18 protein-coding genes are annotated in these 23,856 nt (G+C 57.0%); 15 read left to right on the top strand and 3 right to left on the bottom strand.

Going from position 1 to position 23,856, the window contains the following annotated elements; translation table 11 throughout:
• Positions 1-82 precede the first annotated feature (82 nt).
• Positions 83-928 carry an NADPH-dependent 7-cyano-7-deazaguanine reductase QueF gene (gene queF / locus AABB92_RS19905; protein ID WP_046289596.1) on the bottom strand — a complete coding sequence of 282 codons (846 nt, stop codon included), beginning with the start codon at positions 926-928 and terminating at the stop codon, positions 83-85.
• A 62-nt stretch (positions 929-990) separates the two neighbouring features.
• Between queF and syd the strand changes: the two genes are divergently transcribed.
• From syd to AABB92_RS19885, 4 genes are all read left to right on the top strand, one after another.
• Positions 991-1,539 (top strand): SecY-interacting protein, encoded by a 549-nt coding sequence (gene syd, locus AABB92_RS19900; protein WP_031374722.1) that lies wholly within the window; start codon positions 991-993, stop codon positions 1,537-1,539.
• A 589-nt stretch (positions 1,540-2,128) separates the two neighbouring features.
• Positions 2,129-2,458: a YqcC family protein gene (locus tag AABB92_RS19895; protein ID WP_031374723.1), complete on the top strand. Its 330-nt coding sequence runs from the start codon at positions 2,129-2,131 to the stop codon at positions 2,456-2,458.
• Positions 2,458-3,237, top strand: coding sequence for a tRNA pseudouridine(65) synthase TruC (gene truC / locus AABB92_RS19890; protein WP_031374724.1), 780 nt, complete (start codon positions 2,458-2,460; stop codon positions 3,235-3,237). Before AABB92_RS19895 ends, truC begins: the two co-directional genes overlap by 1 nt.
• A gap of 12 nt (positions 3,238-3,249) precedes the next feature.
• The gene (locus tag AABB92_RS19885) at positions 3,250-3,696 is read left to right on the top strand and encodes a flavodoxin (RefSeq protein ID WP_031374725.1); all 447 of its coding nucleotides are present in this window, start codon (positions 3,250-3,252) and stop codon (positions 3,694-3,696) included.
• A 107-nt stretch (positions 3,697-3,803) separates the two neighbouring features.
• Here the strand turns inward: AABB92_RS19885 and garD are convergent, their stop codons facing one another.
• Entirely contained in the window at positions 3,804-5,363 is a 1,560-nt protein-coding gene (garD, locus tag AABB92_RS19880) for a galactarate dehydratase (RefSeq protein WP_031374726.1), read from the bottom strand.
• A 610-nt stretch (positions 5,364-5,973) separates the two neighbouring features.
• Between garD and AABB92_RS19875 the strand changes: the two genes are divergently transcribed.
• The 6 genes from AABB92_RS19875 to AABB92_RS19850 all read left to right on the top strand — a co-directional run bounded on the left by AABB92_RS19875 (position 5,974) and on the right by AABB92_RS19850 (position 12,954).
• The gene (locus AABB92_RS19875) at positions 5,974-7,335 is read left to right on the top strand and encodes an MFS transporter (RefSeq protein ID WP_031374727.1); all 1,362 of its coding nucleotides are present in this window, start codon (positions 5,974-5,976) and stop codon (positions 7,333-7,335) included.
• Positions 7,332-8,678 (top strand): enolase C-terminal domain-like protein, encoded by a 1,347-nt coding sequence (locus tag AABB92_RS19870; protein WP_031374728.1) that lies wholly within the window; start codon positions 7,332-7,334, stop codon positions 8,676-8,678. Before AABB92_RS19875 ends, AABB92_RS19870 begins: the two co-directional genes overlap by 4 nt.
• Positions 8,679-8,688: 10 nt before the next feature.
• Positions 8,689-10,020 carry a glucarate dehydratase gene (gudD, locus tag AABB92_RS19865; RefSeq protein ID WP_031374729.1) on the top strand — a complete coding sequence of 444 codons (1,332 nt, stop codon included), beginning with the start codon at positions 8,689-8,691 and terminating at the stop codon, positions 10,018-10,020.
• Positions 10,021-10,064: 44 nt separating this feature from the next.
• Positions 10,065-10,835, top strand: a complete 771-nt coding sequence (gene garL, locus AABB92_RS19860; protein WP_031374730.1) for a 2-dehydro-3-deoxyglucarate aldolase — start codon at positions 10,065-10,067, stop codon at positions 10,833-10,835.
• A gap of 19 nt (positions 10,836-10,854) precedes the next feature.
• Positions 10,855-11,739, top strand: a complete 885-nt coding sequence (garR, locus tag AABB92_RS19855) for a 2-hydroxy-3-oxopropionate reductase (protein WP_046289597.1) — start codon at positions 10,855-10,857, stop codon at positions 11,737-11,739.
• A gap of 75 nt (positions 11,740-11,814) precedes the next feature.
• Positions 11,815-12,954, top strand: coding sequence for a glycerate kinase (locus AABB92_RS19850; protein WP_031374731.1), 1,140 nt, complete (start codon positions 11,815-11,817; stop codon positions 12,952-12,954).
• A gap of 100 nt (positions 12,955-13,054) precedes the next feature.
• On the opposite strand, the gene barA is transcribed toward AABB92_RS19850, so the two are convergent.
• Complete coding sequence (gene barA / locus AABB92_RS19845; protein WP_031374732.1) at positions 13,055-15,784, bottom strand: two-component sensor histidine kinase BarA; 2,730 nt, start codon at positions 15,782-15,784, stop codon at positions 13,055-13,057.
• Positions 15,785-15,876: 92 nt separating this feature from the next.
• On the opposite strand from barA, the gene rlmD reads away from it, so the two are divergent.
• The 5 genes from rlmD (at position 15,877) to eno (ending at position 23,600) form a co-directional block, all read left to right on the top strand.
• Positions 15,877-17,205 (top strand): 23S rRNA (uracil(1939)-C(5))-methyltransferase RlmD, encoded by a 1,329-nt coding sequence (gene rlmD / locus AABB92_RS19840; RefSeq protein WP_031374733.1) that lies wholly within the window; start codon positions 15,877-15,879, stop codon positions 17,203-17,205.
• A 20-nt stretch (positions 17,206-17,225) separates the two neighbouring features.
• Positions 17,226-19,457 carry a GTP diphosphokinase gene (gene relA / locus AABB92_RS19835; protein ID WP_031374734.1) on the top strand — a complete coding sequence of 744 codons (2,232 nt, stop codon included), beginning with the start codon at positions 17,226-17,228 and terminating at the stop codon, positions 19,455-19,457.
• Between the two features lie 115 nt (positions 19,458-19,572).
• Positions 19,573-20,361 (top strand): nucleoside triphosphate pyrophosphohydrolase, encoded by a 789-nt coding sequence (gene mazG, locus AABB92_RS19830; protein ID WP_031374735.1) that lies wholly within the window; start codon positions 19,573-19,575, stop codon positions 20,359-20,361.
• Between the two features lie 229 nt (positions 20,362-20,590).
• The gene (gene pyrG / locus AABB92_RS19825; RefSeq protein WP_031374736.1) at positions 20,591-22,228 is read left to right on the top strand and encodes a glutamine hydrolyzing CTP synthase; all 1,638 of its coding nucleotides are present in this window, start codon (positions 20,591-20,593) and stop codon (positions 22,226-22,228) included.
• Positions 22,229-22,304: 76 nt separating this feature from the next.
• Positions 22,305-23,600, top strand: coding sequence for a phosphopyruvate hydratase (eno, locus tag AABB92_RS19820; RefSeq protein ID WP_031374737.1), 1,296 nt, complete (start codon positions 22,305-22,307; stop codon positions 23,598-23,600).
• Positions 23,601-23,856: the final 256 nt, after the last annotated feature.

Here is a 23,856-nt window from a genome sequence, read left to right as displayed (position 1 = left end):
CATCTCCAGAGTAGCCTTGTCGGCCAGCGTAGCTCAAGTGGAACCGCGCCTGCAGCGCACAGCCTGCGAGAGATCTCGCAAACTACTGGCGAACCAGACGCGAATAGCCCGGAGTGAAGGGCACATTGCTCCGCCACGGATTAATATCGAGCCCGCCACGGCGCGTATAGCGCGCATAGACCGTCAGCGCCTCAGGGTGGCAGAAACGCAGCACGTCATTAAAGATGCGCTCGACGCACTGTTCGTGGAATTCGTTGTGCTGACGGAACGACACCAGATAGCGCAGCAGCGCTTCACGGTCGATACGCGGGCCGTTATAACGAATCATCACTGAACCCCAGTCAGGCTGATGGGTAATCAGGCAGTTCGATTTGAGCAGATGGCTGACCAGCGTCTCTTCGACGATCTCGCTGCCGGTGGCATCGGCCAGGTAGTCGGCATTGAAGCGGTAATCGTCAATCGCGATATCCTGCTCATCGATGCAGTAGCCGTCGAAATGGCCGATCGGCTGTCCTTCGACTTCATTCAGCCGGAACAGCGCGACCCGCACCTCACCTTCAGCGCAGGCGCTCAGATCGCGCTCCAGCGTCTGGCGTACTTCGCCCCAGTCGGCGAAGCGGGTCTGGTTGAAACTGTTAAGATAGAGCTTAAAGCTTTTCGATTCGATCAGATTGCGGCTCTGCGCATCCAGCACCACTTCACCGACGGCGACCTGTGGCAGCCCTTTGCTGTTAAGCCACGACAGTTCATATAAGGTCCAGATGTCACCGCCGGTAAACGGCAGGCTATCAGGATACAGGCCGAGCGGTTCACGGTTCAGGCTACGCGGCACCGCCTGCAACAAACTGTTGTCATAGCGATCGTGATAGGCTGTGGGTTTGCCCAGCGTCAGGTTGCTGAGGGCCTGATCCTGTTCGTGAGTAGTCATTGCGGTTACCACCAAAATTAATCAAAGTGGCTAAGTGTAACCTATCAGAAGTGAGAATATGAATGACGGAGCAAACTGCCGCCGCACTGCGCGACTTTACTAACCGCTATTGCCAGCATTGGCAGCAGCACACGGGCCATGCGCCAGCCAGCAGCGATCTGTATGGCGTGCCGTCGCCTTGTGCGCTGGAAGATCGTGACCAGCGTGTCCTGTGGCAGCCACAGCCCTTTAGCCTGCCGCCCAGTCTCGACGCGGTAGGACGGGCGATCGACCTCCAGTTGCAACCGCAGATCACCACGTTTTACACCACTCAGTTCGCCGGAGACATGCAGGCCCGTTTCCAGCAACGGAAGCTGACGCTTTTGCAGGTGTGGAGTGAAGAGGATTTCCTGCGACTGCAGGAGAATCTGATTGGCCATTTACTGATGCAGCGCCGCCTGCGCCAGTCGCCAACGCTGTTTATCGCCACCACGGAATCAGAACAGGAGATCGTCTCTTTATCGAACCTCAGCGGGGAAGTGGTTCTGGAGCAGCCGGGCCGTAAACAGCGTGAAGTTTTAGCCGGAAATATTGAGATATTTCTTAAGTTATTACAGCCGGTTACCGAGTGACTTGCAGTGATCGCCTGGCTTGCTTGTGAGATATCTCTTACAAGGCGTGTGCGAGATCGTCAGATGTAGCTTGAGACATCTGGATGGCCGGGATGTAAAAATATTGTGAATCATCGACTTAATGGCATTAGTCTGAAATTGTTTCGCTAAGATGCTGAACTTACGCTTTTAGTCACTTGTATGCACAATTAGTTCTGTCAGAATATCTCGCACTGGCAGGATGCTGGGGACAAAGATATCGTCAGGATGAGGATAAGCCAGGAGGCGGGAACGTAACGGAGTTTACGGCACACGGAAGGTTTCAGGCTGAAACAGGACCGCTCAGGATTGAGCAAGGGACACCTCCAGGATGGAGAATGAGAGCCCCTCAGAAGAGGTGGTGGGCCAGGAGGCTAAGGATTCATCAGGATGATGCGCGACAGGAGTTCGCACTGGACAAGTTGTCACGGAAGAGCAGGGAGCATTAACGTAGCGGGATGGCTGCAAACGAACCGGGAGCACTGTTTTTACAGTGCTCCCTTTTTTTGTGCCTGCGCCAACAAGTGATATGCTTGCCGCCTGTTTTTTTACTGTCCGCTGGAGGTGGCGCATGACGCCCGAACAATTGATTACGCAGCGGCTGGAGCAGGTTGAAGCGGTGTTGCGTGAGCACGATCTCTGGCAAAGCACACCCCCTGATGCCAGCGCTTTCGACAGCCGCGAGCCGTTTTGCCTTGATACGCTCGAACCGCTGCAATGGCTGCAATGGGTGTTGATTCCCCGAATGCACGCCCTGATTGCGGCCCGGCATCCACTGCCGCAAAACTTCGCTGTTGCCCCCTATTATGAAGTGGCGCTGGTGCCTGACCAGCCCGGTGTTGCGCCGCTGTTACTGACGCTGCGTCAGCTTGATGCGTTACTGAAGGATGCGGCGGTCTGATGCTGGAAATTATTTATCAGGACCGCTGGCTGGTGGCGGTGAACAAACCGAGCGGCTGGCTGGTGCATCGTAGCTGGCTGGATCGGCATGAGACGGTGTTTGTCATGCAGACGGTGCGCGATCAGATCGGTCAGCATGTGTTTACCGCGCATCGTCTGGATCGTCCTACCTCCGGTGTGCTGCTGATGGGATTGTCCAGCGAAGTCGGACGGCTGCTGTCGCAGCAGTTTGAGCAACATCAGATGCAAAAAACCTACCATGCGGTAGTCCGCGGCTGGCTGGAAACCAGCGGTACGCTGGATTATCCGCTGGTAGAAGAGCTGGACAAAATAGCCGATAAGCATGCCACTGAAGAACGTACGGCGCAGCCGGCGGTCACCGACTATCAGTCACTGGCCACGGTGGAGATGCCGGTGGGTATTGGCCGCTATGCGACATCGCGCTATAGCCTGGTTGAACTGTCGCCGAAAAGCGGTCGCAAACATCAGCTGCGCCGGCACATGTCGCACCTGCGTCATCCAATCATCGGCGACTCTGCACACGGCGATCTGCGGCAGAACCGCGGCGCGGCGCAGCACTTCGGCGCTAACCGCCTGATGCTGCATGCCAGCAGCCTGGCGCTGACCCATCCGGTCATCGGCGAGCCGTTGCTGATCCGTGCCGGGCTGGATAGTGTCTGGCAGAATCTGATGACACAGTTTGGCTGGCAGGATCGCATTCCTGAGGTGCCGCGGGTTGAGTTTGCGGCGGCGCCAGGACAGGATAACGTTTCAGAATAAGGGAGAAGGCAGATGGCAAAGATTGGCATTTTTGTGGGCACGGTATACGGCAATGCGTTGCTGGTGGCGGAAGAGGCAGAGCCGATTCTGCAACAGCAGGGCCACAGCGTGACGGTGTTTGAAGATCCGACGCTGGCAGACTGGCAGGCCTACGCCAGTGATGTAGCGTTGATTGTCACCTCTACCACCGGACACGGCGATTTTCCCGATACCATTTCGGGGCTGTTCCACGCGGTAAAAGATAAGCTGGGTCATCAGCCGACGCTGCGTTATGGCGTCATTGCGCTGGGTGACAGCAGTTATGATCATTTTTGTGGCGCGGGTAAAACCTTTGATGCGTTGCTGCAGGAGCAGAGTGCCCAACGGGTGGGTGAAGTCCTGCTGGTTGATGCCAGTGAAAATCCCGAGCCGGAAGCGGTCACTTCTCCGTGGGTTGAGGCCTGGGGCGCGCTGCTGTAATCCGTAACTGCTTTGCGCCCTGCGCCGGCCTCAGGCGTTTTATTGCCGTGGTAGCGGACGAGAACCGGCCCGGATCGCCGCCGTGGCAATCCGGGCGCAGCCTGTGATCAGGTAATCGGTGCCGGGTTAAACACCGCCAGCTGGTTACGTATTCCCCAGCGATCTGACCAGGTCTGTTTGCGGCCGCTGGCAATATCCAGAATCAACTCAAACAGTCGCCAGCCAACCTGCTCAATACTCTCCTCGCCGGTTGCGATAGTCCCGGCATTAATATCCATCAGATCGTGCCAGCGTTCGGCCAGCGCATTACGCGTTGCCATCTTGATCACCGGAATGGCCGCCAGTCCGTACGGCGTACCGCGCCCGGTGGTAAACACCTGCAGGGTAATGCCGGAGGCCATCTGTTGGGTCCCGCAGACGAAATCACTGGCGGGGGTGGCGGCGTAAATTAATCCGCGACGGGTAGGGCGCTGTCCCGGTGACAGCACTTCTACAATCGCGCTGCGGCCCGATTTCGCAATGGAGCCGAGCGCTTTTTCGACCACGTTGGCCAGCCCGCCTTTTTTATTGCCGGGCGAAGGGTTAGCGCTGCGGTCAGTCTGACCCTGGTTGAGATAGTCGTCATACCAGGCCATCTCCTCCAGTAAGCGCTTACCAACCTCTTCATTAATCACCCGCGGCGTCAGCAGATGAATCGCATCACGAACTTCCGTGACTTCAGAGAACATCACCGTGGCACCACAACGCACCAGCAGATCTGAGGCAAAGCCCACGGCGGGATTGGCGGTCACGCCAGAGAAGGCATCGCTGCCGCCGCACTGCATGCCGACGATCAGCTCTGAGGCGGGACAGGTTTCGCGCTGGCGCTGATTCAGTCGCTTAAGGTGGCGCTCGGCGACCTGCAATATTTCGTCAACCATTGCACCAAAGCCCACCAGCTTTTCATCCTGCAGACGCACAATGTCATGTTCCTCCAGCGAGATCGGCTGTACGTCTGGCGTGCCGGTCAGCAGCCGTTCCGGCTGTAATTTTTCGCAGCCCAGACTCACAATCATCACTTCGCCGCCGAAATTGGCGTTCAGCGCCAGGTTGTGGATGGTGCGAATCGGCACTACAGCCGCCGGGGCATTGATCGCCACGCCGCAGCCATAAAGATGATTCAGGGCGACAACGCCATCGACGTTGGGATAGCGCGGCAGCAAATCACGCTCAATCAATTGCACAACATGATCCACCACGCCCGCCACGCAGTGCACGCTGGTGGTGATGCCGAGCAGGTTACGCGTTCCGGCGCTGCCATCGGCGTTGCGATAGCCTTCGAAGGTATAACCTTCCAGCGCAGGCAGTTCGGCAGGGACCTGAGTCGCCAGCGGCAGGCTGGCAAGCGGCGGCGCTTCCGGTAACGTCACCAGGGACTCATCAATCCAGCTGCCCTCGGCAATATCGCGCAGCGCATAACCAATGATTTCGCCGTAGCGCACAATTGCTGCGCCCTGCGCAATCGCGCTCAGCGCAACTTTATGCCCTTGCGGCACATGCTCAGTCAGCGTCAGGCCATCAGCAAAACGGGTGCCGGCTGGCAGTCCGAGGCTGTTAACCACAATTGCGACGTTGTCGTGCTCATGGACTTTGATATAGAGCGGTTGTTCGGTTGTTGTTGGGGTCATCGCTCACCTTCCCGTCTGTCGTACCGTACTTGTGCGGTGCGTTGTTGTCGTGGTGTTACCTGTCAGTCGCTCACTGTTTGCCAGCTTCAGTATAGGGAGGCGCTGTGGGCTGTACATTGTGCAATTGACCGGCTTTGAAAAGATTTATAGCCCCGTTTTGGGTCGATTAACCAAAAGCAAGTGAAGACCCTCACAAACAGCGTGGGAAACCGGCTTTCTGGCCGGTTACGCGTCCGATATTTACAGGTTCCGTGAGCCATGCCGCAGGATTCTGTGCAAACGCCAAATAATCCCGCAAACATCAATCCTATTCCAGGGCGATACTCCAATGTCATCGCGGCAGGCTGTTCTTATACTGATTTTCGTTAACCCAGGTCAGGTTATCCGTCACGACGCTTTACCCGGTTTGTTGCCTGTTGCACCGGCCTTGTCCGCCCATCGCTGATGAGGTGCTGTTAACCGGCAGGCAGTCGCTGAAACAGCGAAGGGGTAATAAAGATTTGCCAAAAAAAAAAGATCGCCGTGTTTAACCTCATTTCTCTCTGATACCCAACGCGATGTGTATGCAGTCAGAGCGAATGTAGCTCACGCTATATTTCAGGAGTGCATCATGAATAGTTTCAGCCAGACAGCGGAAGCGGTGCAGAAGCGCACCAATGCCCGTTACTGGATTGTGGTGATGTTATTTATTGTTACCTCATTCAACTACGGTGACCGCGCAACCATTTCGATTGCCGGTTCGGCGATGTCCAAAGATATAGGCCTCGATTCAGTCGGACTTGGCTATATCTTCTCCGCCTTCTCATGGGCGTACGTTATTGGTCAGATTCCGGGCGGCTGGCTGCTCGACCGCTTCGGCTCAAAACGCGTCTATTTCTGGAGCATCTTTACCTGGTCGCTATTTACCTTCCTGCAAGGGTTTGTCGACCTGTTCAGCGGCTTCGGTATCATCATGTCATTGTTTATGCTGCGTTTCCTGGTAGGGCTGGCCGAAGCACCTTCCTTCCCTGGCAACAGCCGCATTGTCGCGGCCTGGTTTCCGGCGCAGGAGCGCGGCACGGCGGTGGCGATCTTCAACTCGGCACAATACTTCGCTACCGTCATCTTCGCGCCGATCATGGGCTGGCTGGTCTCTTCAGTGGGCTGGGCACACGTATTCTGGTTCATGGGTGGACTCGGCATCATCCTCAGCTTCATCTGGCTGAAAGTGATCCACGATCCCACCGATCACCCTGGCGTGAATAAAGCCGAACTGGAGTATATGGAACAGGGCGGTGCGCTGATCAATATGGATGTCAAAAAGGATAGCCGCAAAGTGAGCTGGAGCGAGAAGTGGTTCCAGATCAAACAGCTGCTGACCTCACGCATGATGTTAGGCATCTACCTCGGTCAATACTGCGTTAACGCCTTAACCTACTTTTTCATTACCTGGTTCCCGGTCTATCTGGTACAGGCGCGCGGCATGTCGATTCTTAAAGCGGGCTTTATTGCCTCGATTCCGGCGGTGTGCGGCTTCCTCGGCGGCGTCCTGGGCGGGGTGATTTCCGACTGGCTGATGCGCAAAACCGGCTCGCTGAATATCGCGCGTAAAACGCCGATAGTGCTCGGCATGCTGCTCTCCATTTCGATGGTGATGTGTAACTACACCGATACCGAGTGGGTGGTAGTGTTCTTCATGGCGCTGGCGTTCTTCGGTAAAGGAATCGGTGCGCTGGGCTGGGCGGTGATGGCAGATACCGCGCCGAAAGAGATCAGTGGCCTGAGCGGCGGTCTGTTCAACATGTTTGGTAACTTTTCTGGCATCGTGACGCCTATCGCCATCGGTTACATCATCGCCACCAGTGGATCCTTTGAAGGCGCGCTGATTTATGTCGGTATTCACGCCTTTGTCGCCGCATTCAGCTTCCTGGTGATAGCGGGCGATATCAAACGTGTCGAACTGAAAACCTGGTCCGGTAAGGATGCCTCATGAATACACAAAGTTCACCGGTGATCACCGGGATGCAGGTTATCCCGGTCGCCGGTTATGACAGCATGCTGCTCAATATTGGCGGTGCGCACAACGCCTGTTTTACCCGCAACATTGTGGTACTCACCGACAGCGCCGGTCACACCGGCGTCGGTGAAGCGCCAGGCGGCGACACCATCTATCAGACGCTGGTTGAGGCGATTCCGCAGGTCAAAGGCCAGCAGATTGCGCGAATGAACCACCTGGTGCAGCAGGTGCACAAGGGCAATCAGTCGGCTGACTTCACCACTTTCGGTAACGGTGCCTGGACCTTTGAGTTGCGGGTCAATGCGGTGGCGGCGCTGGAAGCGGCGCTACTCGATCTGCTGGGACAGTGCCTCGGCGTGCCGGTGGCAGAGTTACTGGGGCCCGGCAAGCAGCGTGATGAGGTCACGGTGCTGGGCTATCTGTTCTACCTTGGCGATCGCCGCAAGACCGATCTGCCTTATCTGAGCGGTGAACAGGCCAGTCATGAGTGGTATCACCTGCGTCATCAGGAAGCACTGAGTAGCGAAGCGGTGGTGCGACTGGCAGAGGCGGCGCAGGACAAATATGGCTTTAAAGATTTCAAACTCAAAGGCGGCGTGCTGCCAGGCGAACAGGAGATCGCAACCGCCGCGGCGCTGAAGCAGCGCTTCCCGGATGCGCGCATTACCGTCGATCCCAACGGGGCCTGGCTACTGGATGAAGCGATCGCCCTGTGCAAAGGAATGGCGGATGTCCTGAGCTATGCCGAAGATCCCTGCGGTGCAGAACAGGGCTACTCAGGACGCGAGGTAATGGCGGAGTTCCGGCGCGCCACTGGCTTACCGGTCGCCACCAACATGATCGCCACCAACTGGCGCGAGATGAACCACGCGGTGATGCTCAACGCAGTCGATATTCCGTTAGCCGATCCGCACTTCTGGACGCTGAGCGGTGCCGTGCGGGTGGCGCAACTGTGCGACGAATGGGGCCTGACGTGGGGCTGCCATTCCAATAACCACTTCGACATTTCGCTGGCGATGTTTACCCACGTTGGCGCAGCGGCACCGGGCAATCCGACCGCCATTGATACCCACTGGATCTGGCAGGAGGGCGATCAGCGCCTGACCAAAAATCCCCTTCAAATCCGCAACGGCAAAATCACCGTGCCGGATGCGCCAGGCCTCGGCATCGAGCTTGACTGGGACCGCGTGCATCAGGCCCATCAGCTTTTCCAGTCACTGCCTGCGGGTGCCCGTAACGACGCCACAGCGATGCAATATCTGATTCCCGGTTGGACATTCGACCGTAAGCGCCCGGCATTTGGCCGCGCAACAGCATAAGGAGCAGGAGATGAGTTCAACACCGAAAGTTACCGCCATGCAGGTCATTCCGGTTGCCGGCCACGACAGCATGCTGCTTAACCTCAGCGGCGCGCATTCGCCGTTCTTCACCCGCAACATTGTGATTATCAAGGATAACGCTGGCCACACCGGCGTCGGCGAAATCCCGGGCGGTGAAAAAATCCGTCAGACGCTGGAAGATGCGGCTTCGCTGGTAATTGGCAAAACTGTGGGTGAATACAAAAACATTCTCAGCCTGGTGCGCAGCACCTTTGCCGATCGGGATGCCAGCGGGCGCGGCACCCAGACCTTTGATCTGCGCACCACTATCCATGTGGTGACCGGCATTGAAGCGGCGCTGCTCGACCTGCTGGGTCAGCATCTGGAGGTGAATGTGGCCTCGCTGCTGGGTGACGGACAACAGCGCGACCGCGTTGAGATGCTCGGCTATCTGTTCTATATCGGCGACCGCCGCAAGACGTCCCTGCCTTATCAGAGCCAGGAGAGCGATCCCTGTGACTGGTATCGCCTGCGCCACGAAGAGGCGTTAACCCCGGAGACGGTGGTACGGCTGGCGGAAGCGGCTTATGAAAAATACGGTTTTAACGATTTCAAACTGAAGGGCGGCGTACTGCGCGGTGGCGAAGAGGCAGAAGCAGTTACCGCACTGGCGAAGCGTTTCCCCGAGGCGCGTATCACCCTCGATCCTAACGGCGCCTGGTCGCTGAACGAAGCCATCATGCTGGGTAAGCAACTGAAAAATGTGCTGGCCTACGCTGAAGATCCCTGTGGTGCAGAGCAGGGCTACTCAGGACGGGAAGTGATGGCGGAGTTCCGTCGCGCCACGGGTATGCCGACCGCCACCAATATGATCGCCACCGACTGGCGGCAGATGGGCCATACGCTGTCATTGCAGTCGGTCGATATTCCGCTGGCCGATCCGCATTTCTGGACCATGCAGGGCTCGGTGCGGGTTGCGCAGATGTGCCATGACTTTGGCCTGACCTGGGGTTCGCACTCGAATAACCACTTCGATATTTCGCTGGCGATGTTTACCCACGTTGCCGCCGCCGCGCCGGGCGCAATCACCGCGATTGATACCCACTGGATCTGGCAGGAGGGCAATCAGCGCCTGACCAAAGAGCCGTTCCAGATCAAAGGCGGCATGGTGCAGGTGCCGCAGAAACCGGGTCTCGGCGTTGAGCTGGATATGGATCAGGTGATGCAGGCCAATGCGCTGTATCAGAAGCAGGGGCTGGGCGCACGCGATGATGCTCAGGCGATGCAATTTCTGGTGCCGGGATGGACCTACGACAATAAACGTCCCTGCCTGGTACGTTAACCTTTTCGGCTCCCCCCGGGGAGCCACCGCCACAGGAGTTAACCATGAGTAATGCAGCCTGGCCGAATGGATTTCGTCGTCGTTTGTTAGCGGGTGAAACCCTGATCGGCAGCTGGTGTGCGCTTGCCAGCCCGATTTCTACCGAGATTTTAGGTCTGGCCGGTTTTGACTGGCTGGTGCTGGATGGCGAACATGCGCCAAACGATATCACCACCTTTGTGCCGCAGCTGATGGCGCTGAAGGGCAGTCACAGTGCGCCCGTGGTGCGTCCTCCCTGCAATGAGCCGGTAATCATCAAGCGGCTGCTCGACATCGGCTTCAGTAACTTCCTGGTGCCGTTTGTTGAGACGGAAGAGGAAGCGCTGCGCGCGGTGGCATCAACCCGTTATCCTCCCGCCGGCATCCGCGGCGTGTCGGTTTCGCATCGCAGCAACATGTACGGCACCCTGCCGGACTACAACAGCAGCATCAACGACAACATCACCGTGCTGGTGCAGATTGAAACCCAGCAGGCAGTGGACAACATCGACGCCATCGCAGCGGTAGATGGAGTTGACGGCATCTTTGTTGGCCCGGGCGATCTCTCCGCCGCTCTCGGCTATCTCGGTCAGCCAGCACACCCGGAAGTGCTGAAAGTGATTAAACACATCTTCGAACGCGCCAAAGCCGCGGGCAAACCCAGCGGCATTCTGGCGCCGGTGGAAGCCGATGCGCGCCGCTACCTGGAATGGGGCGCAACCTTTGTCGCGGTCGGCAGCGATCTCGGTGTGTTCCGCAACGCCACACAGGCGCTTTGCGACAAATTTAAGCGCTAATCAATCAAGGGGAAACGCAATGAAAATTGGATTTATCGGCCTGGGAATCATGGGCAAACCAATGAGTAAAAATCTGGTGAAAGCCGGTTATTCGCTGGTGGTCCGTGACCATAATCCTGAGAACGAAGCGGAACTGGTTGAGCTGGGCGCGACCGTTGCGAAATCAGCCAGAGAGCTGGCTGAGCAGTGTGACGTGGTGATCACCATGGTGCCTAATTCGCCACAGGTCAAAGAGGTCTGTCTCGGCGAAGAGGGCATTATCGCGGCGGAAAAACCGGGCCTGATTGTGATCGACATGAGTTCAATCGCCCCGCTTGCCAGCCGCGAAGTTCACGATGCGCTGGCGACAAAGCAGATCAAAATGCTGGATGCGCCGGTCAGCGGCGGCGAACCCAAAGCGATCGAAGGCACGCTGTCAGTGATGGTGGGCGGCGACAAAGCGGTCTTCGATCACTGCTACGACATCATGAAAGCAATGGCGGCCTCGGTGGTCCATACCGGCGATATCGGGGCAGGCAACGTGACCAAGCTGGCTAATCAGGTGATTGTGGCACTGAACATTGCCGCGATGTCCGAAGCGTTATCACTGGCAACCAAGGCGGGCGTTAATCCGGATCTGGTTTATCAGGCGATCCGTGGCGGCCTGGCGGGCAGTACCGTGCTGGACGCCAAAGCGCCGATGGTGATGGATCGCAATTTTAAGCCCGGCTTCCGTATTGATCTGCATATCAAGGACCTGGCGAATGCGCTGGATACCTCACACGGCGTTGGCGCGCACCTGCCGCTGACGGCGGCGGTGATGGAGATGATGCAGGCGCTGCGTAATGATGGTCAGGGTTCATCCGACCACAGCGCGCTTGCCTGCTATTATGAGAAGTTAGCGAAGGTTGAAATCGCCCGCTAAAACCCGGTGCCGGTGTCTGCGGATGCCGGACTGGTTTCAGAGCATTTCAATCCCTTAACAGCGCTCGGATTGCCTATGAAAATCGTAATCGCACCGGATTCATATAAAGAGAGTTTATCCGCCCTGGATGTGGCATCGGCGATAGAAACGGGTTTCCGTGAAATTTTCCCCGATGCGCATTATGTGAAAATACCGGTCGCCGACGGTGGTGAAGGCACGGTAGAAGCGATGGTGGCGGCGACGAAAGGAAAAATCGTCAGGTTAAAGGTTACCGGGCCGCTTGGCGCGCAGGTCGACGCTTTTTATGGTTTGTCCGGTGACGAGCGCACGGCCTATATCGAAATGGCGGCTGCCAGTGGCCTCGAACGGGTGCCCGCCGCGCAACGCGATCCGCGGGTGACCACCTCCTTTGGCACCGGCGAACTGATTAAAAACGCGCTGGATAAGGGCGTCGGACATATCATTATCGGCATCGGCGGCAGCGCCACCAATGACGGCGGGTCTGGCATGATGCAGGCGCTCGGTGCCCGACTGCTGAACGCCCAGGGCAGTGAAATCGGTTATGGCGGCGGCGCACTGCCTGACCTCGCCTCGATTGATATCAGCCAGCTGGATAGCCGCATTTCACAGTGCCGGATCGAGGTGGCCTGTGATGTGACCAATCCGCTGACCGGCGAAGAGGGTGCCTCGGCGATTTTCGGCCCGCAAAAAGGGGCGACGCCGGCGCTGGTGCAGCAGCTTGACCAGGCGCTGGCCCACTACGCGGCGATTATTCACCGCGATCTGGATATCGATGTGTTGCATATTCCCGGCGGTGGCGCGGCGGGCGGTATGGGAGCGGCGCTGCATGCGTTTTGTCAGGCTGATTTACGCCGCGGTATTGAGATTGTCACCGAAGCGCTGGGGCTGGCGGAACAGGTCAGGGACGCCGATCTGGTGATTACCGGTGAAGGGCGCATCGACAGCCAGAGTATTAATGGCAAGGTGCCGATTGGCGTCGCCAGCGTGGCAAAACGCTTCAATAAGCCGGTAATCGGCATCGCTGGCAGCCTGACGGCGGATGTCGGCGTGGTGCATCAGCACGGTATTGATGCGGTATTCAGCGTGCTCTACAGCATCTGTTCACTGGACGAGGCGCTGGCCAGCGCCGGCAGGAACGTCCAGCTGACCGCACGTAACGTCGCGGCGACGCTGAAGCTGGCCGGTTTCCGCTAACCGGGCGGGCAATTCAGCGCGTCGGCATTGCTGATGACGCGCTGTCTGATGAAGGCTGAGTCACCCGCCGGTGCGGCAGCAGGGCAATGCCGTGCCGGTATTATTCGACGCCCAGTATCCGCCGGGCTTCTCTGGCGACATTCTCCATCTCATCCTGCAACTCCAGCAGTTCAGGTTCCAGCGCGGCAATATCGCTGGCCTGAAGCAGTTCGCGCTCCAGCTGATGGCAAAGTTGCTTCATGCGTGGCACGCCGCTGTAGCTGGCGCTGCCGTGCAGCTTGTGAATGATCTCACGCAGCGCGCTCACCTCATTACTGGCCATAAACTGCGCGATTTTTGCGTGGACCTCAGGTAAAAACTCCAGCAGCATCCGCAGCAGATCGCGCGCCAGATCCGGCTTGTTAGCTGCCTGTCGCAGCGCCAGCTGCCAGTCGAGCGTCGGCAGAATGTGCGGCAGTTCCGGAACTGCGGCGGCTGGCGGTGGCGTGTAGCGCGCCAGGAGCTGGCTTAGCTTACTTTCATCAATCGGTTTGGCCAGATAGTCATTCATCCCCGCTTTAATCAGCTGTTCGCGCTCGCCGTCAATCGCATGGGCGGTGACCGCGACAATCGGCGTACTGGCATGATGTGGCAGGCTGCGAATGATTTCGCTGGCGCGGATACCGTCAATATCAGGCATCTGAATATCCATCAGGATCACATCCAGCGCCTGCTGGCGGGCTTCGCGAATCGCGTGTTCGGCACTGTTACACAGCACGATGCGTTGTACCTGCTCCTCAAGTAAAGCGCCGATCAGCTTGAGATTGGCCGGATTGTCATCCACCGCCATCACCGTTAACGGCAGGCGCGGCGAAAGCGGCAGTTCACTGCTCTGACGGGTGTGCAGATCCAGCAACATCGGCAGCAGGCGGGTCAGGGAGATCGGTTTAGCGATACAGCTATCAATGCCGCGCACCTTCAGCTCATCGGCCAGCAGCATCATCGGGCTGGGCAGTGCCATCAGCACATGATCGGCCCGATCCAGCAGGGCATTAATCTGGCTTTCCGCCAGTAACTGATGCTGGCTGACATTAACCGGCATCGCCATCAGCAGCAGCGGATAGTGCGCCTCGCTTAAGCCCTCCAGCGTCTCGCTGTAATCGATCTGCAGCGGCGTCGCGCTTAACATCTCCAGTGCCGCCCGGGCTACTGCAGGATTGGCTTCCACATAGGCGATACGCGCATGCGACAGCGCCTCCAGCACCCGTGGCATACCTGGCGCATTCGGGTTGAGATCCAACTGCACCCGAATCACGAAGGTGGAGCCGTGATCGGGCTGGCTGCTGAAGGTGATTTCCCCGCCCATCTCCCGCACCAGTTTCTGGGTGATCACCAACCCCAGTCCGGTCCCGCCGTGACGGCGAGAAATGCTGGCGTCCGCCTGACGGAACGCCTGGAACAGCTGGGTCTGCTGCTGCTCAGAGATGCCGATACCGGTATCCTCGACCTGAATTTCCAGCTCGACCCGGGTATGGGTGATTACCCGCTGTCCGACGCGCAGGCCAATGGTGCCTTTTTCGGTAAATTTAATCGCGTTGCCAATCAGGTTGATCAGGATCTGCTGCAGGCGCAGCGCATCGCCAATCACGTTATCCGGTACGCTGCTGTCGCACACTACCGTCAGCTCCAGACCTTTGTCATGGGCCGACGGTGCCAGCAGCACCAGCGTTTCATCCAGCGTGGCGCGCAGCGGGAAGGGGATCGCCTCCAGCATCAGCTTGCCCGCTTCCAGCTTCGAGAAGTCGAGCACATCGTTGATAATGCTGAGCAGGTTATTGGCCGAGCGCTCAATGGTCTGCATGTAATCGCGCTGGGTGGCGCGCAACTGGGTCTTCAGCATCTGACGGGTAAAGCCGAGTACGCCATTCAGCGGCGTGCGCAGTTCATGCGACATGTTGGCTAAAAATTCGGACTTGATGCGGGCGGCTTCCTGTGCCCGTTTTTTCGCCAGATCCAGCTCAACGTTCTGTATCTCCAGCTGCTCCAGCGTCTCGCGCAGGTCGTAGGTCGCCTGATCGATATTATGCTGCATCTCTTCGTGGTAGGCAGTAAGCGACATCGCCATCGCGTTGATGCCGTTTTTAAGAATGCTCAGCTCCCCCAGCATGTAGCCTTCGACCCGGCTGTCGAGCTGACCCCGACGAATCCGGTCCACGGTGGTGACCATATTGCGGATCGGGCCGGTGACGTCGCGCATCAGGCGGTAGGCGAACAGCATCGCAATACAGAGACAGAACAGCAGCATCAGCGTCGCGACAAACACTTCTTTGTACTGCTGCAGCCGCACCGACTGCAGATCCAGCTCAATCGCCACATAGCCCAGCGGATTACCCGCCGGTTTGGCATCTTCATCCGGTAATTCGTCCACGTCATAGCGTTCGGTGGTAATCGGGGTACGCAGAATCAGCAGACTGCCGTGCCGTTCCATTGAGACATCATCGGGCAGGGCGCGAATATCATCCTGCTGCAGCAGGCTCAGGTTCTGCTTGTGGTTGGAGGTGACGTAGAGTTGGTTATGGTTGTCGAACACCGAAATCGCCCGGACAATACCGGAGTGGCGGCGGTGCAGCAGACTGACCAGTTCGCGCATCGCATCGCGATTATGCCAGGTCATGCTGTATTCGCTGGAGATCGCCAGCGGTTCGATGATGTTGGCACCGGCATCCATCACCTGCCGTTGCAGTTCGTTGTAGCGATGCACCACAAAAAATGAGCTGAGCAGCAGGCCAACCATCAGCGTGGGTGCCAGGATTAAAATCATCATTCGCGCCCGCAGGCTGTATTTGGTCATAATAGTCGCCTGGCTACTCCGGCTTAACGTCCCTGTGCATCCGTCGACAAACCTGTGCACATCGTTTTTAGAGAAAGAGAATTAACAACACTATGGCGCAATTTTACGCTGCAAAACAGCGCGTGGCGACGCAACAACGCCTTACCGTCACCATTGAAGAGCTTGATCCGTTCGGGCAGGGCGTGGCGCGTCATAAAGGCAAAACCATTTTTGTCAGCGGTGCGCTGCCTGGCGAACAGGCAGAAATTACGCTGACAGAGGATAAACGGCAATTTGCCCGAGCGAAAGTGACGCGGCTGTTAAACACCAGTCCGGCGCGCGTCACGCCGCGCTGTCCGCATTTTCAGCGTTGCGGTGGCTGCCAGCAGCAGCATGTGGAAGTGGCACTGCAGCAGCAGAGCAAAGCCCGGGCGCTGAGCCGGATGCTGAGCCAGGCGGCACAGCAGCCGGTGGCGGTTGATGAGGTGATTGCCGGTGAGCCCTGGGGCTATCGCCGTCGCGCCCGGCTGGGCCTGCAGTGGCACAACAAGCAGCAGCGCCTGCAGATGGGCTTCCGCCAGGAAGCGAGCAACGATCTGGTCGATATCCAGCAATGCCCCATTTTGATGCCCGAACTTGAGGCATTGATCACGCCGCTGCGCCAGTGCCTGAGTGGCTTACGCGCCGTCAGGCGCCTCGGCCACGTTGAGCTGGTGCTGGCGGACAACGGTCCACTGATGATCCTGCGCCATCTTGATGCGCTGCAGGCGGAAGACCGTGAAAAGCTGGAACAGTTTTCGCATAAGCATCAGCTGATGCTGTTACTGGATGCAGGTGATGAGACATTAACGCCGTTAACCGAAGCGAAGCCGTTTTATCACTCTCATCAACTTAAGCTAACCTTCAGTCCACAGGATTTCATTCAGGTAAATGATGCGGTGAACCAGCAGATGGTGGCACAGGCGCTAAGCTGGCTCGATCTGCAGCCGGAAGACCAGGTGCTGGACCTGTTTTGCGGTATGGGAAACTTCACACTTCCTATCGGAATCTTCGTACAAAATGTAGTTGGTGTGGAGGGCATTGCAGCATTAGTACGGCAGGCAGCGTATAATGCTGAGCTGAATAATCTTAAAAATGTTCGCTTTTTCCAGCATAACCTGGAGGAAGACGTGTCGCGCCAGCCGTGGGCGGCACAGGGATTTAACAAGGTATTACTCGATCCGGCTCGTGCCGGGGCTGCTGGCGTTATGGCGCATGTGGTTAAACTTGCACCAGAACGCGTGGTCTATGTTTCGTGTAATCCCACCACACTCGCGCGTGACAGCCAGACATTGCTGTCAGCGGGCTACCAATTGGAAAGGGTCGCGATGCTGGATATGTTCCCTCATACCCGTCATCTCGAATCCATGGTGCTGTTCAGAAAAACAGAAGCGATGGGCTAAGTCGCTGTGCAGGAGAGGATATGGTTGCGGTCAGAAGTGCGCATTTAAATACTGAGGGGGAATTCGCCCTCGACCAGTGGATCGCCAGTCTCGGTATTGCTAACCCGCAATCATGTCAACGCGTCGCCGAAACCTGGCGCTACTGTGAAGCGCAAACCCAGGGCCATCCCGATCAGTCGCTGCTGCTGTGGCGCGGCATCGAGATGGTCGAAATCCTCTCGATGCTCAGTATGGATATTGAAAGCCTGTGTGCGGCGCTGATCTTCCCGCTGGCTAACGATGAAGTGGTGAGCGAAGAAGATCTGGAAAAAACCATCGGCAAAGGTATTGTCTCGCTGGTGCATGGCGTGCGCGATATGGACGCGATCCGTCAGCTGAAAGCGATTCACAATGACTCGATGGCGTCTGAGCAGGTGGATAACGTCCGCCGGATGCTGCTGGCGATGGTGGAAGATTTCCGCTGCGTGGTGCTCAAACTGGCCGAACGCATCATGAACCTGCGCGAAATGAAAGACGCGCCGGAAGATGAGCGAGTGCTGGCGGCTAAAGAGAGTACCAATATCTATGCGCCGCTGGCCAACCGGCTCGGCATTGGTCAACTGAAGTGGGAGCTGGAAGATTACTGCTTCCGCTATCTGCATCCCGACGAATACAAACGCATCGCCAAACTGCTGCATGAACGACGCATTGACCGTGAGCAGTACATCGACAACTTCGTCAACAATCTGCGTAAAGAGATGGCCAAAGAGGGCGTTCGTGCCGAAGTCTATGGCCGGCCGAAGCATATCTACAGTATCTGGCGCAAGATGCAGAAGAAGTCGCTGGCTTTCGATGAGCTGTTCGACGTGCGGGCGGTGCGCATCGTCGCTGAGCGCTTACAGGATTGCTACGGCGCGCTGGGCACGGTCCACACGCTTTATCGTCATCTGCCGAGCGAGTTTGATGACTACGTGGCAAACCCCAAGCCAAATGGCTACCAGTCAATTCACACCGTGGTGTTAGGCCCGCAGGGTAAAACGGTGGAGATCCAGATCCGTACCCGCCAGATGCACGAAGATGCCGAGCTGGGCGTAGCGGCGCACTGGAAATATAAAGAGGGGCCGACTTCCAGCAGCGCACGCGGCGCAGCGGGGCATGAAGAGCGTATCGCCTGGCTGCGTAAGCTGATCAGCTGGCAGGAAGAGATGGCGGATTCCGGTGAACTGCTGGAAGAGGTGCGCAGCCAGGTGTTCGATGACCGGGTGTACGTGTTTACACCGAAAGGGGATGTGGTGGACTTGCCCGCCGGCTCAACGCCGCTCGACTTCGCTTACCACATCCACAGTGACATCGGTCACCGCTGCATCGGCGCAAAAATCGGCGGCCGTATCGTGCCGTTTACCTATCAGCTGCAGATGGGCGATCAGGTTGAAGTGATCACTCAGAAACAGCCGAACCCGAGCCGGGACTGGCTCAACCCTAACCTCGGCTATATCACCACCAGCCGCGGCCGGTCAAAGATTCACAACTGGTTCCGCAAGCAGGATCGCGATAAGAACATCATCGCCGGACGGCAGATTCTGGATAACGAGCTGAATCAGCTGGATATCAGCCTGCGTGAAGCGGAGAAGCTGCTGCTGCCGCGCTATAACGTTACTTCTCTGGAGGAGTTGCTGGCGGCGATTGGTGGTGGTGATATTCGCCTTAACCAGATGGTTAATTTCCTGCAGGCCCGGCTCAACAAGCCGAGCGCCGAAGAGCAAGACCGCGAAGCGCTGCGCCAGTTGACCCAGAAGTCCTACACGCCACCGTCGCGCAAAGAGAGCGGGCGCGTGGTGGTCGAGGGCGTGGGCAACCTGATGCACCACATTGCACGTTGCTGCCAGCCGATTCCGGGCGACGATATCGTCGGCTTTATCACTCAGGGACGCGGTATTTCGATTCACCGTGCCGACTGTGACCAGCTGGCTGAGCTGATCTCCCATGCGCCGGAACGCATCGTTGACGCGGTATGGGGTGAAAGTTACTCCAGCGGTTATTCGCTGGTGGTACGGGTGACAGCCAACGATCGCAGCGGGCTGCTGCGCGATATCACCACCATCCTCGCCAATGAAAAAGTCAATGTACTGGGCGTGTCGAGCCGCAGCGATACCAAAAAGCAGCTGGCAACTATCGACATGGATATCGAGATTTATAACCATCAGGTGCTGGGACGGGTACTGGCACGCCTGAATCAGGTCTCTGATATCATCGACGCCCGCCGTTTACACTGATACCACTGGCCGCCGGTCCGGTTTTCGCCACTGAGGCGAACGGCCGGGCTGGCGTGCTGCACTTCAGGCGCCGTATACGCGCCACCTCAAGACCAACCGCAAAGGATTTTCCTGAATGAACGCCATCGATCGCCTGCTTGGCATTATGAAAACCCTGCGCGATCCGCAACACGGCTGTCCGTGGGATCGTGAGCAGACCTTCGCCACCATTGCCCCGTATACGCTGGAGGAGACCTATGAAGTGCTGGACGCTATCCAGCGCGAGGATTTTGACGATTTGCGCGGCGAACTGGGCGATCTGCTGTTCCAGGTGGTGTTTTATGCCCAGATGGCCAGCGAGCAGGATCGCTTTACCTTCGAGGATATCTGCCACGCCATCAGCGACAAGCTGGAGCGCCGTCATCCGCATATTTTTGCTGACGCCAGCGCGGAAACCAGCGGCGAGGTGCTGAAAAACTGGGAAGCGATAAAAACCGCCGAGCGGGCGGAAAAAGCCCAGCATTCGGCGCTGGACGACATTCCCAGAGCATTGCCGGCGCTGATGCGCGCCCATAAAATCCAGAAGCGTTGCCACAATGTCGGCTTTGACTGGGACACGCTGGGGCCGGTGGTCGCCAAAGTGCACGAAGAGATCGATGAAGTGATGCACGAGGCGCAGCAAAGTGTGGTGGACAGCCAGAAGCTGGAGGAGGAGATCGGTGACCTGCTGTTCGCCACGGTGAACCTGTCGCGCCATCTTGGCAGCAAAGCTGAAACCGCGCTGCAAAAGGCTAATGACAAGTTTGAGCGTCGCTTCCGCCAGGTTGAAGCGATCATTGCCGCGCAGGGGCTGAGCATGCCTGGCGCCACGCTGGAACAGATGGAAGCGGCCTGGCAGCAGGTGAAAATCAGCGAGAAATGCTGATTATTCCAGCGCTGTGTATAAAATCGCCGCTTGAGCTTACACGATTCAGCGCGGCGACAACTTTGTGACGTACATCAACATTTCATTAACGGCTATCCGCTATGTTAGCCGCAGCACTGCGTTGGAGGATGGCTGTGATTCATCAATTGTGGCTGATAGCGGTTTCCAGTATACTGTTTTCCCGTCCTGGTTATTCCACCGTCTTTAAACCTAAACTCTCAGGTTCAGCATGACAACGAATTATATTTTTGTGACCGGCGGGGTCGTATCCTCTCTGGGTAAAGGCATTGCCGCAGCCTCCCTCGCAGCCATTCTCGAAGCCCGTGGTCTTAACGTGACCATCATGAAGCTGGACCCGTATATCAACGTGGATCCAGGCACCATGAGCCCGACTCAGCACGGTGAAGTTTTCGTCACTGATGATGGGGCTGAAACCGATCTGGATTTGGGTCACTACGAGCGCTTCATTCGCACTAAAATGTCGCGTCGTAATAACTTCACCACTGGCCGTATCTACTCTGAAGTGCTGCGTAAAGAACGTCGCGGCGACTATCTGGGTGCCACTATTCAGGTGATTCCACACATCACCAACGCCATTAAAGAGCGCATCATTGAAGGCGGCGAAGGCCACGATGTGGTGCTGGTCGAAATCGGCGGCACGGTCGGCGATATCGAATCACTGCCTTTCCTTGAAGCCATTCGTCAGATGGCGGTGGATGTAGGCCGTGAGCACACCATGTATATGCACCTGACGCTGGTGCCGTATATGGCAGCAGCCGGTGAAGTGAAAACCAAACCGACCCAGCACTCGGTCAAAGAGCTGCTCTCTATCGGTATTCAGCCTGACGTGCTGATCTGCCGTTCTGACCGCGCCGTTCCAGCCAACGAACGCGCCAAAATCGCGCTGTTCTGTAACGTGCCGGAAAAAGCGGTTATTTCGCTGAAAGATGTCGATTCGATTTACAAGATCCCGGGCATGCTGAAGTCGCAGGGCCTGGATGACTACATCTGCAAACGCTTCAATCTGAATGCACCGGAAGCCAATCTGGCCGAGTGGGAGCAGGTGATTTACGAAGAAGCCAATCCGGGCGGTGAAGTCACCATCGGGATGGTGGGCAAGTACGTTGAATTGCCGGATGCCTACAAATCGGTGATTGAAGCGCTGAAGCACGGCGGCCTGAAAAATCGCGTCACCGTGAACATCAAACTGATCGACTCGCAGGATGTCGAATCACGCGGTGTCGAATTACTGAAAGATTTGGATGCGATTCTGATTCCTGGTGGCTTCGGTTACCGTGGCGTCGAAGGCAAGCTGATGACCGCGCAGTACGCACGTGAAAATAACGTGCCGTATCTCGGCATCTGTCTTGGCATGCAGGTGGCACTGATGGAGTTCGCCCGTAACGTCGCCGGGATGGAAGGCGCCAACTCCACTGAATTTGTGCCAGACTGTAAATATCCGGTAGTGGCGTTAATTACCGAATGGCGTGACGAAAACGGCAACGTTGAAGTGCGCAGCGAGCAGAGCGATCTGGGCGGCACCATGCGTCTGGGCAGCCAGCAGTGTCAGTTAACGCCGGGCAGCCAGGTTCGCCAGCTGTACGGTTCTGACACCATCGTTGAGCGCCATCGCCATCGTTATGAAGTTAACAACATGCTGCTGAAGCCGATTGAAGCAGCCGGTCTGCGGGTTGCGGGTCGCTCAGGGGATGATCAACTGGTTGAGATTATTGAAATCCCGAACCATCCGTGGTTTGTGGCTTGCCAGTTCCACCCGGAGTTTACCTCGACACCACGTGATGGCCATCCGTTGTTTGCCGGCTTCGTGAAAGCGGCACATGAGCATCAGAAGCGTTTAGCGAAGTAAGATTCACGAGCAGCGCGCGAACTTTTCGCGCGTTGTTTGTCTTAGGATTGACTAACTTGTACTGAGGAAAAACGTAATGTCCAAAATCGTAAAAGTCATCGGTCGCGAAATTATCGACTCACGTGGTAACCCGACTGTTGAAGCAGAAGTGCATCTGGAAGGCGGTTTCGTTGGTCTGGCAGCAGCGCCATCAGGAGCTTCTACTGGTTCACGCGAAGCACTGGAACTGCGTGACGGTGACAAATCTCGTTTCCTGGGCAAAGGCGTGACCAAAGCTGTTGCTGCGGTAAACGGCCCGATTGCTGAAGCGGTAAAAGGCAAAGACGCGAAAGATCAGGCGAACATCGATAAAATCATGATCGACCTGGACGGTACTGAGAACAAATCCAACTTCGGTGCTAACGCCATTCTGGCCGTGTCACTGGCGGCGGCGAAAGCGGCGGCAGCCTCTAAAGGTCAGCCACTGTATGAGCACATCGCTGAACTGAACGGCACCCCAGGCAAATATTCTATGCCACTGCCAATGATGAACATCATCAACGGCGGCGAGCATGCCGATAACAACGTTGATATCCAGGAATTCATGATTCAGCCGGTTGGCGCTTCAAACGTGAAAGAAGCGATCCGTATGGGTTCTGAAGTATTCCATAACCTGGCGAAAGTGCTGAAAAGCAAAGGCATGAGCACTGCGGTAGGTGACGAAGGTGGCTATGCGCCAAACCTGGGTTCCAACGCTGAAGCGCTGGCCGTTATCGCTGAAGCGGTAAAAGCAGCAGGCTACGAGCTGGGCAAAGACATCACGCTGGCGATGGACTGTGCGGCCTCTGAGTTCTACAAAGATGGCAAATACGTGCTGGCCGGTGAAGGCGGTAAAGCCTTTACTTCAGAAGAGTTCACCCACTTCCTGGAAGATCTGACTAAGCAGTATCCGATCGTCTCTATCGAAGATGGCCTGGACGAATCTGACTGGGATGGCTTCGCGTATCAGACTAAAGTTCTGGGCGGCAAAATCCAGCTGGTGGGTGATGACCTGTTCGTGACCAACACCAAAATCCTGAAAGAAGGTATCGAAAAAGGTATCGCTAACTCCATTCTGATCAAATTCAACCAGATCGGTTCTCTGACCGAAACGCTGGCAGCGATCAAAATGGCGAAAGACGCGGGCTACACTGCCGTGATCTCTCACCGTTCAGGCGAAACCGAAGATGCAACCATCGCTGACCTGGCGGTAGGTACTGCAGCGGGCCAGATCAAAACCGGTTCAATGAGCCGTTCTGACCGTGTTGCTAAGTACAACCAGCTGATCCGTATCGAAGAAGCGCTGGGTTCTAAAGCGCCATTCAACGGTCTGAAAGAAGTTAAAGGTCAGTAATGACTGTGCGTTGATGTCGCGTTAAGTGACATTATCGGCCTCTGAAGCCCCGCCTTGTGCGGGGCTTTTTTGTTGGTGGCGGTGTGCGGACGCGGATGGCAAGGCCCGATCGCAAAGACGCAAAAGCGTCATCCCTGCCGGCTCGGCCCGCGCGATTACGCACCTCATCCCTGAGGTGCGCCCGTTACCGGGCCAACGCTTTGCGTTGTTCAAAAACGCTCCCGACATTTTTGTCCTTTGCGCGGGACGCTTTGTT

The organism is Pantoea brenneri (assembly GCF_038594305.1).
Lineage (GTDB): Bacteria > Pseudomonadota > Gammaproteobacteria > Enterobacterales > Enterobacteriaceae > Pantoea > Pantoea brenneri.
This window is presented reverse-complemented; position numbering and strand designations above follow the sequence as displayed.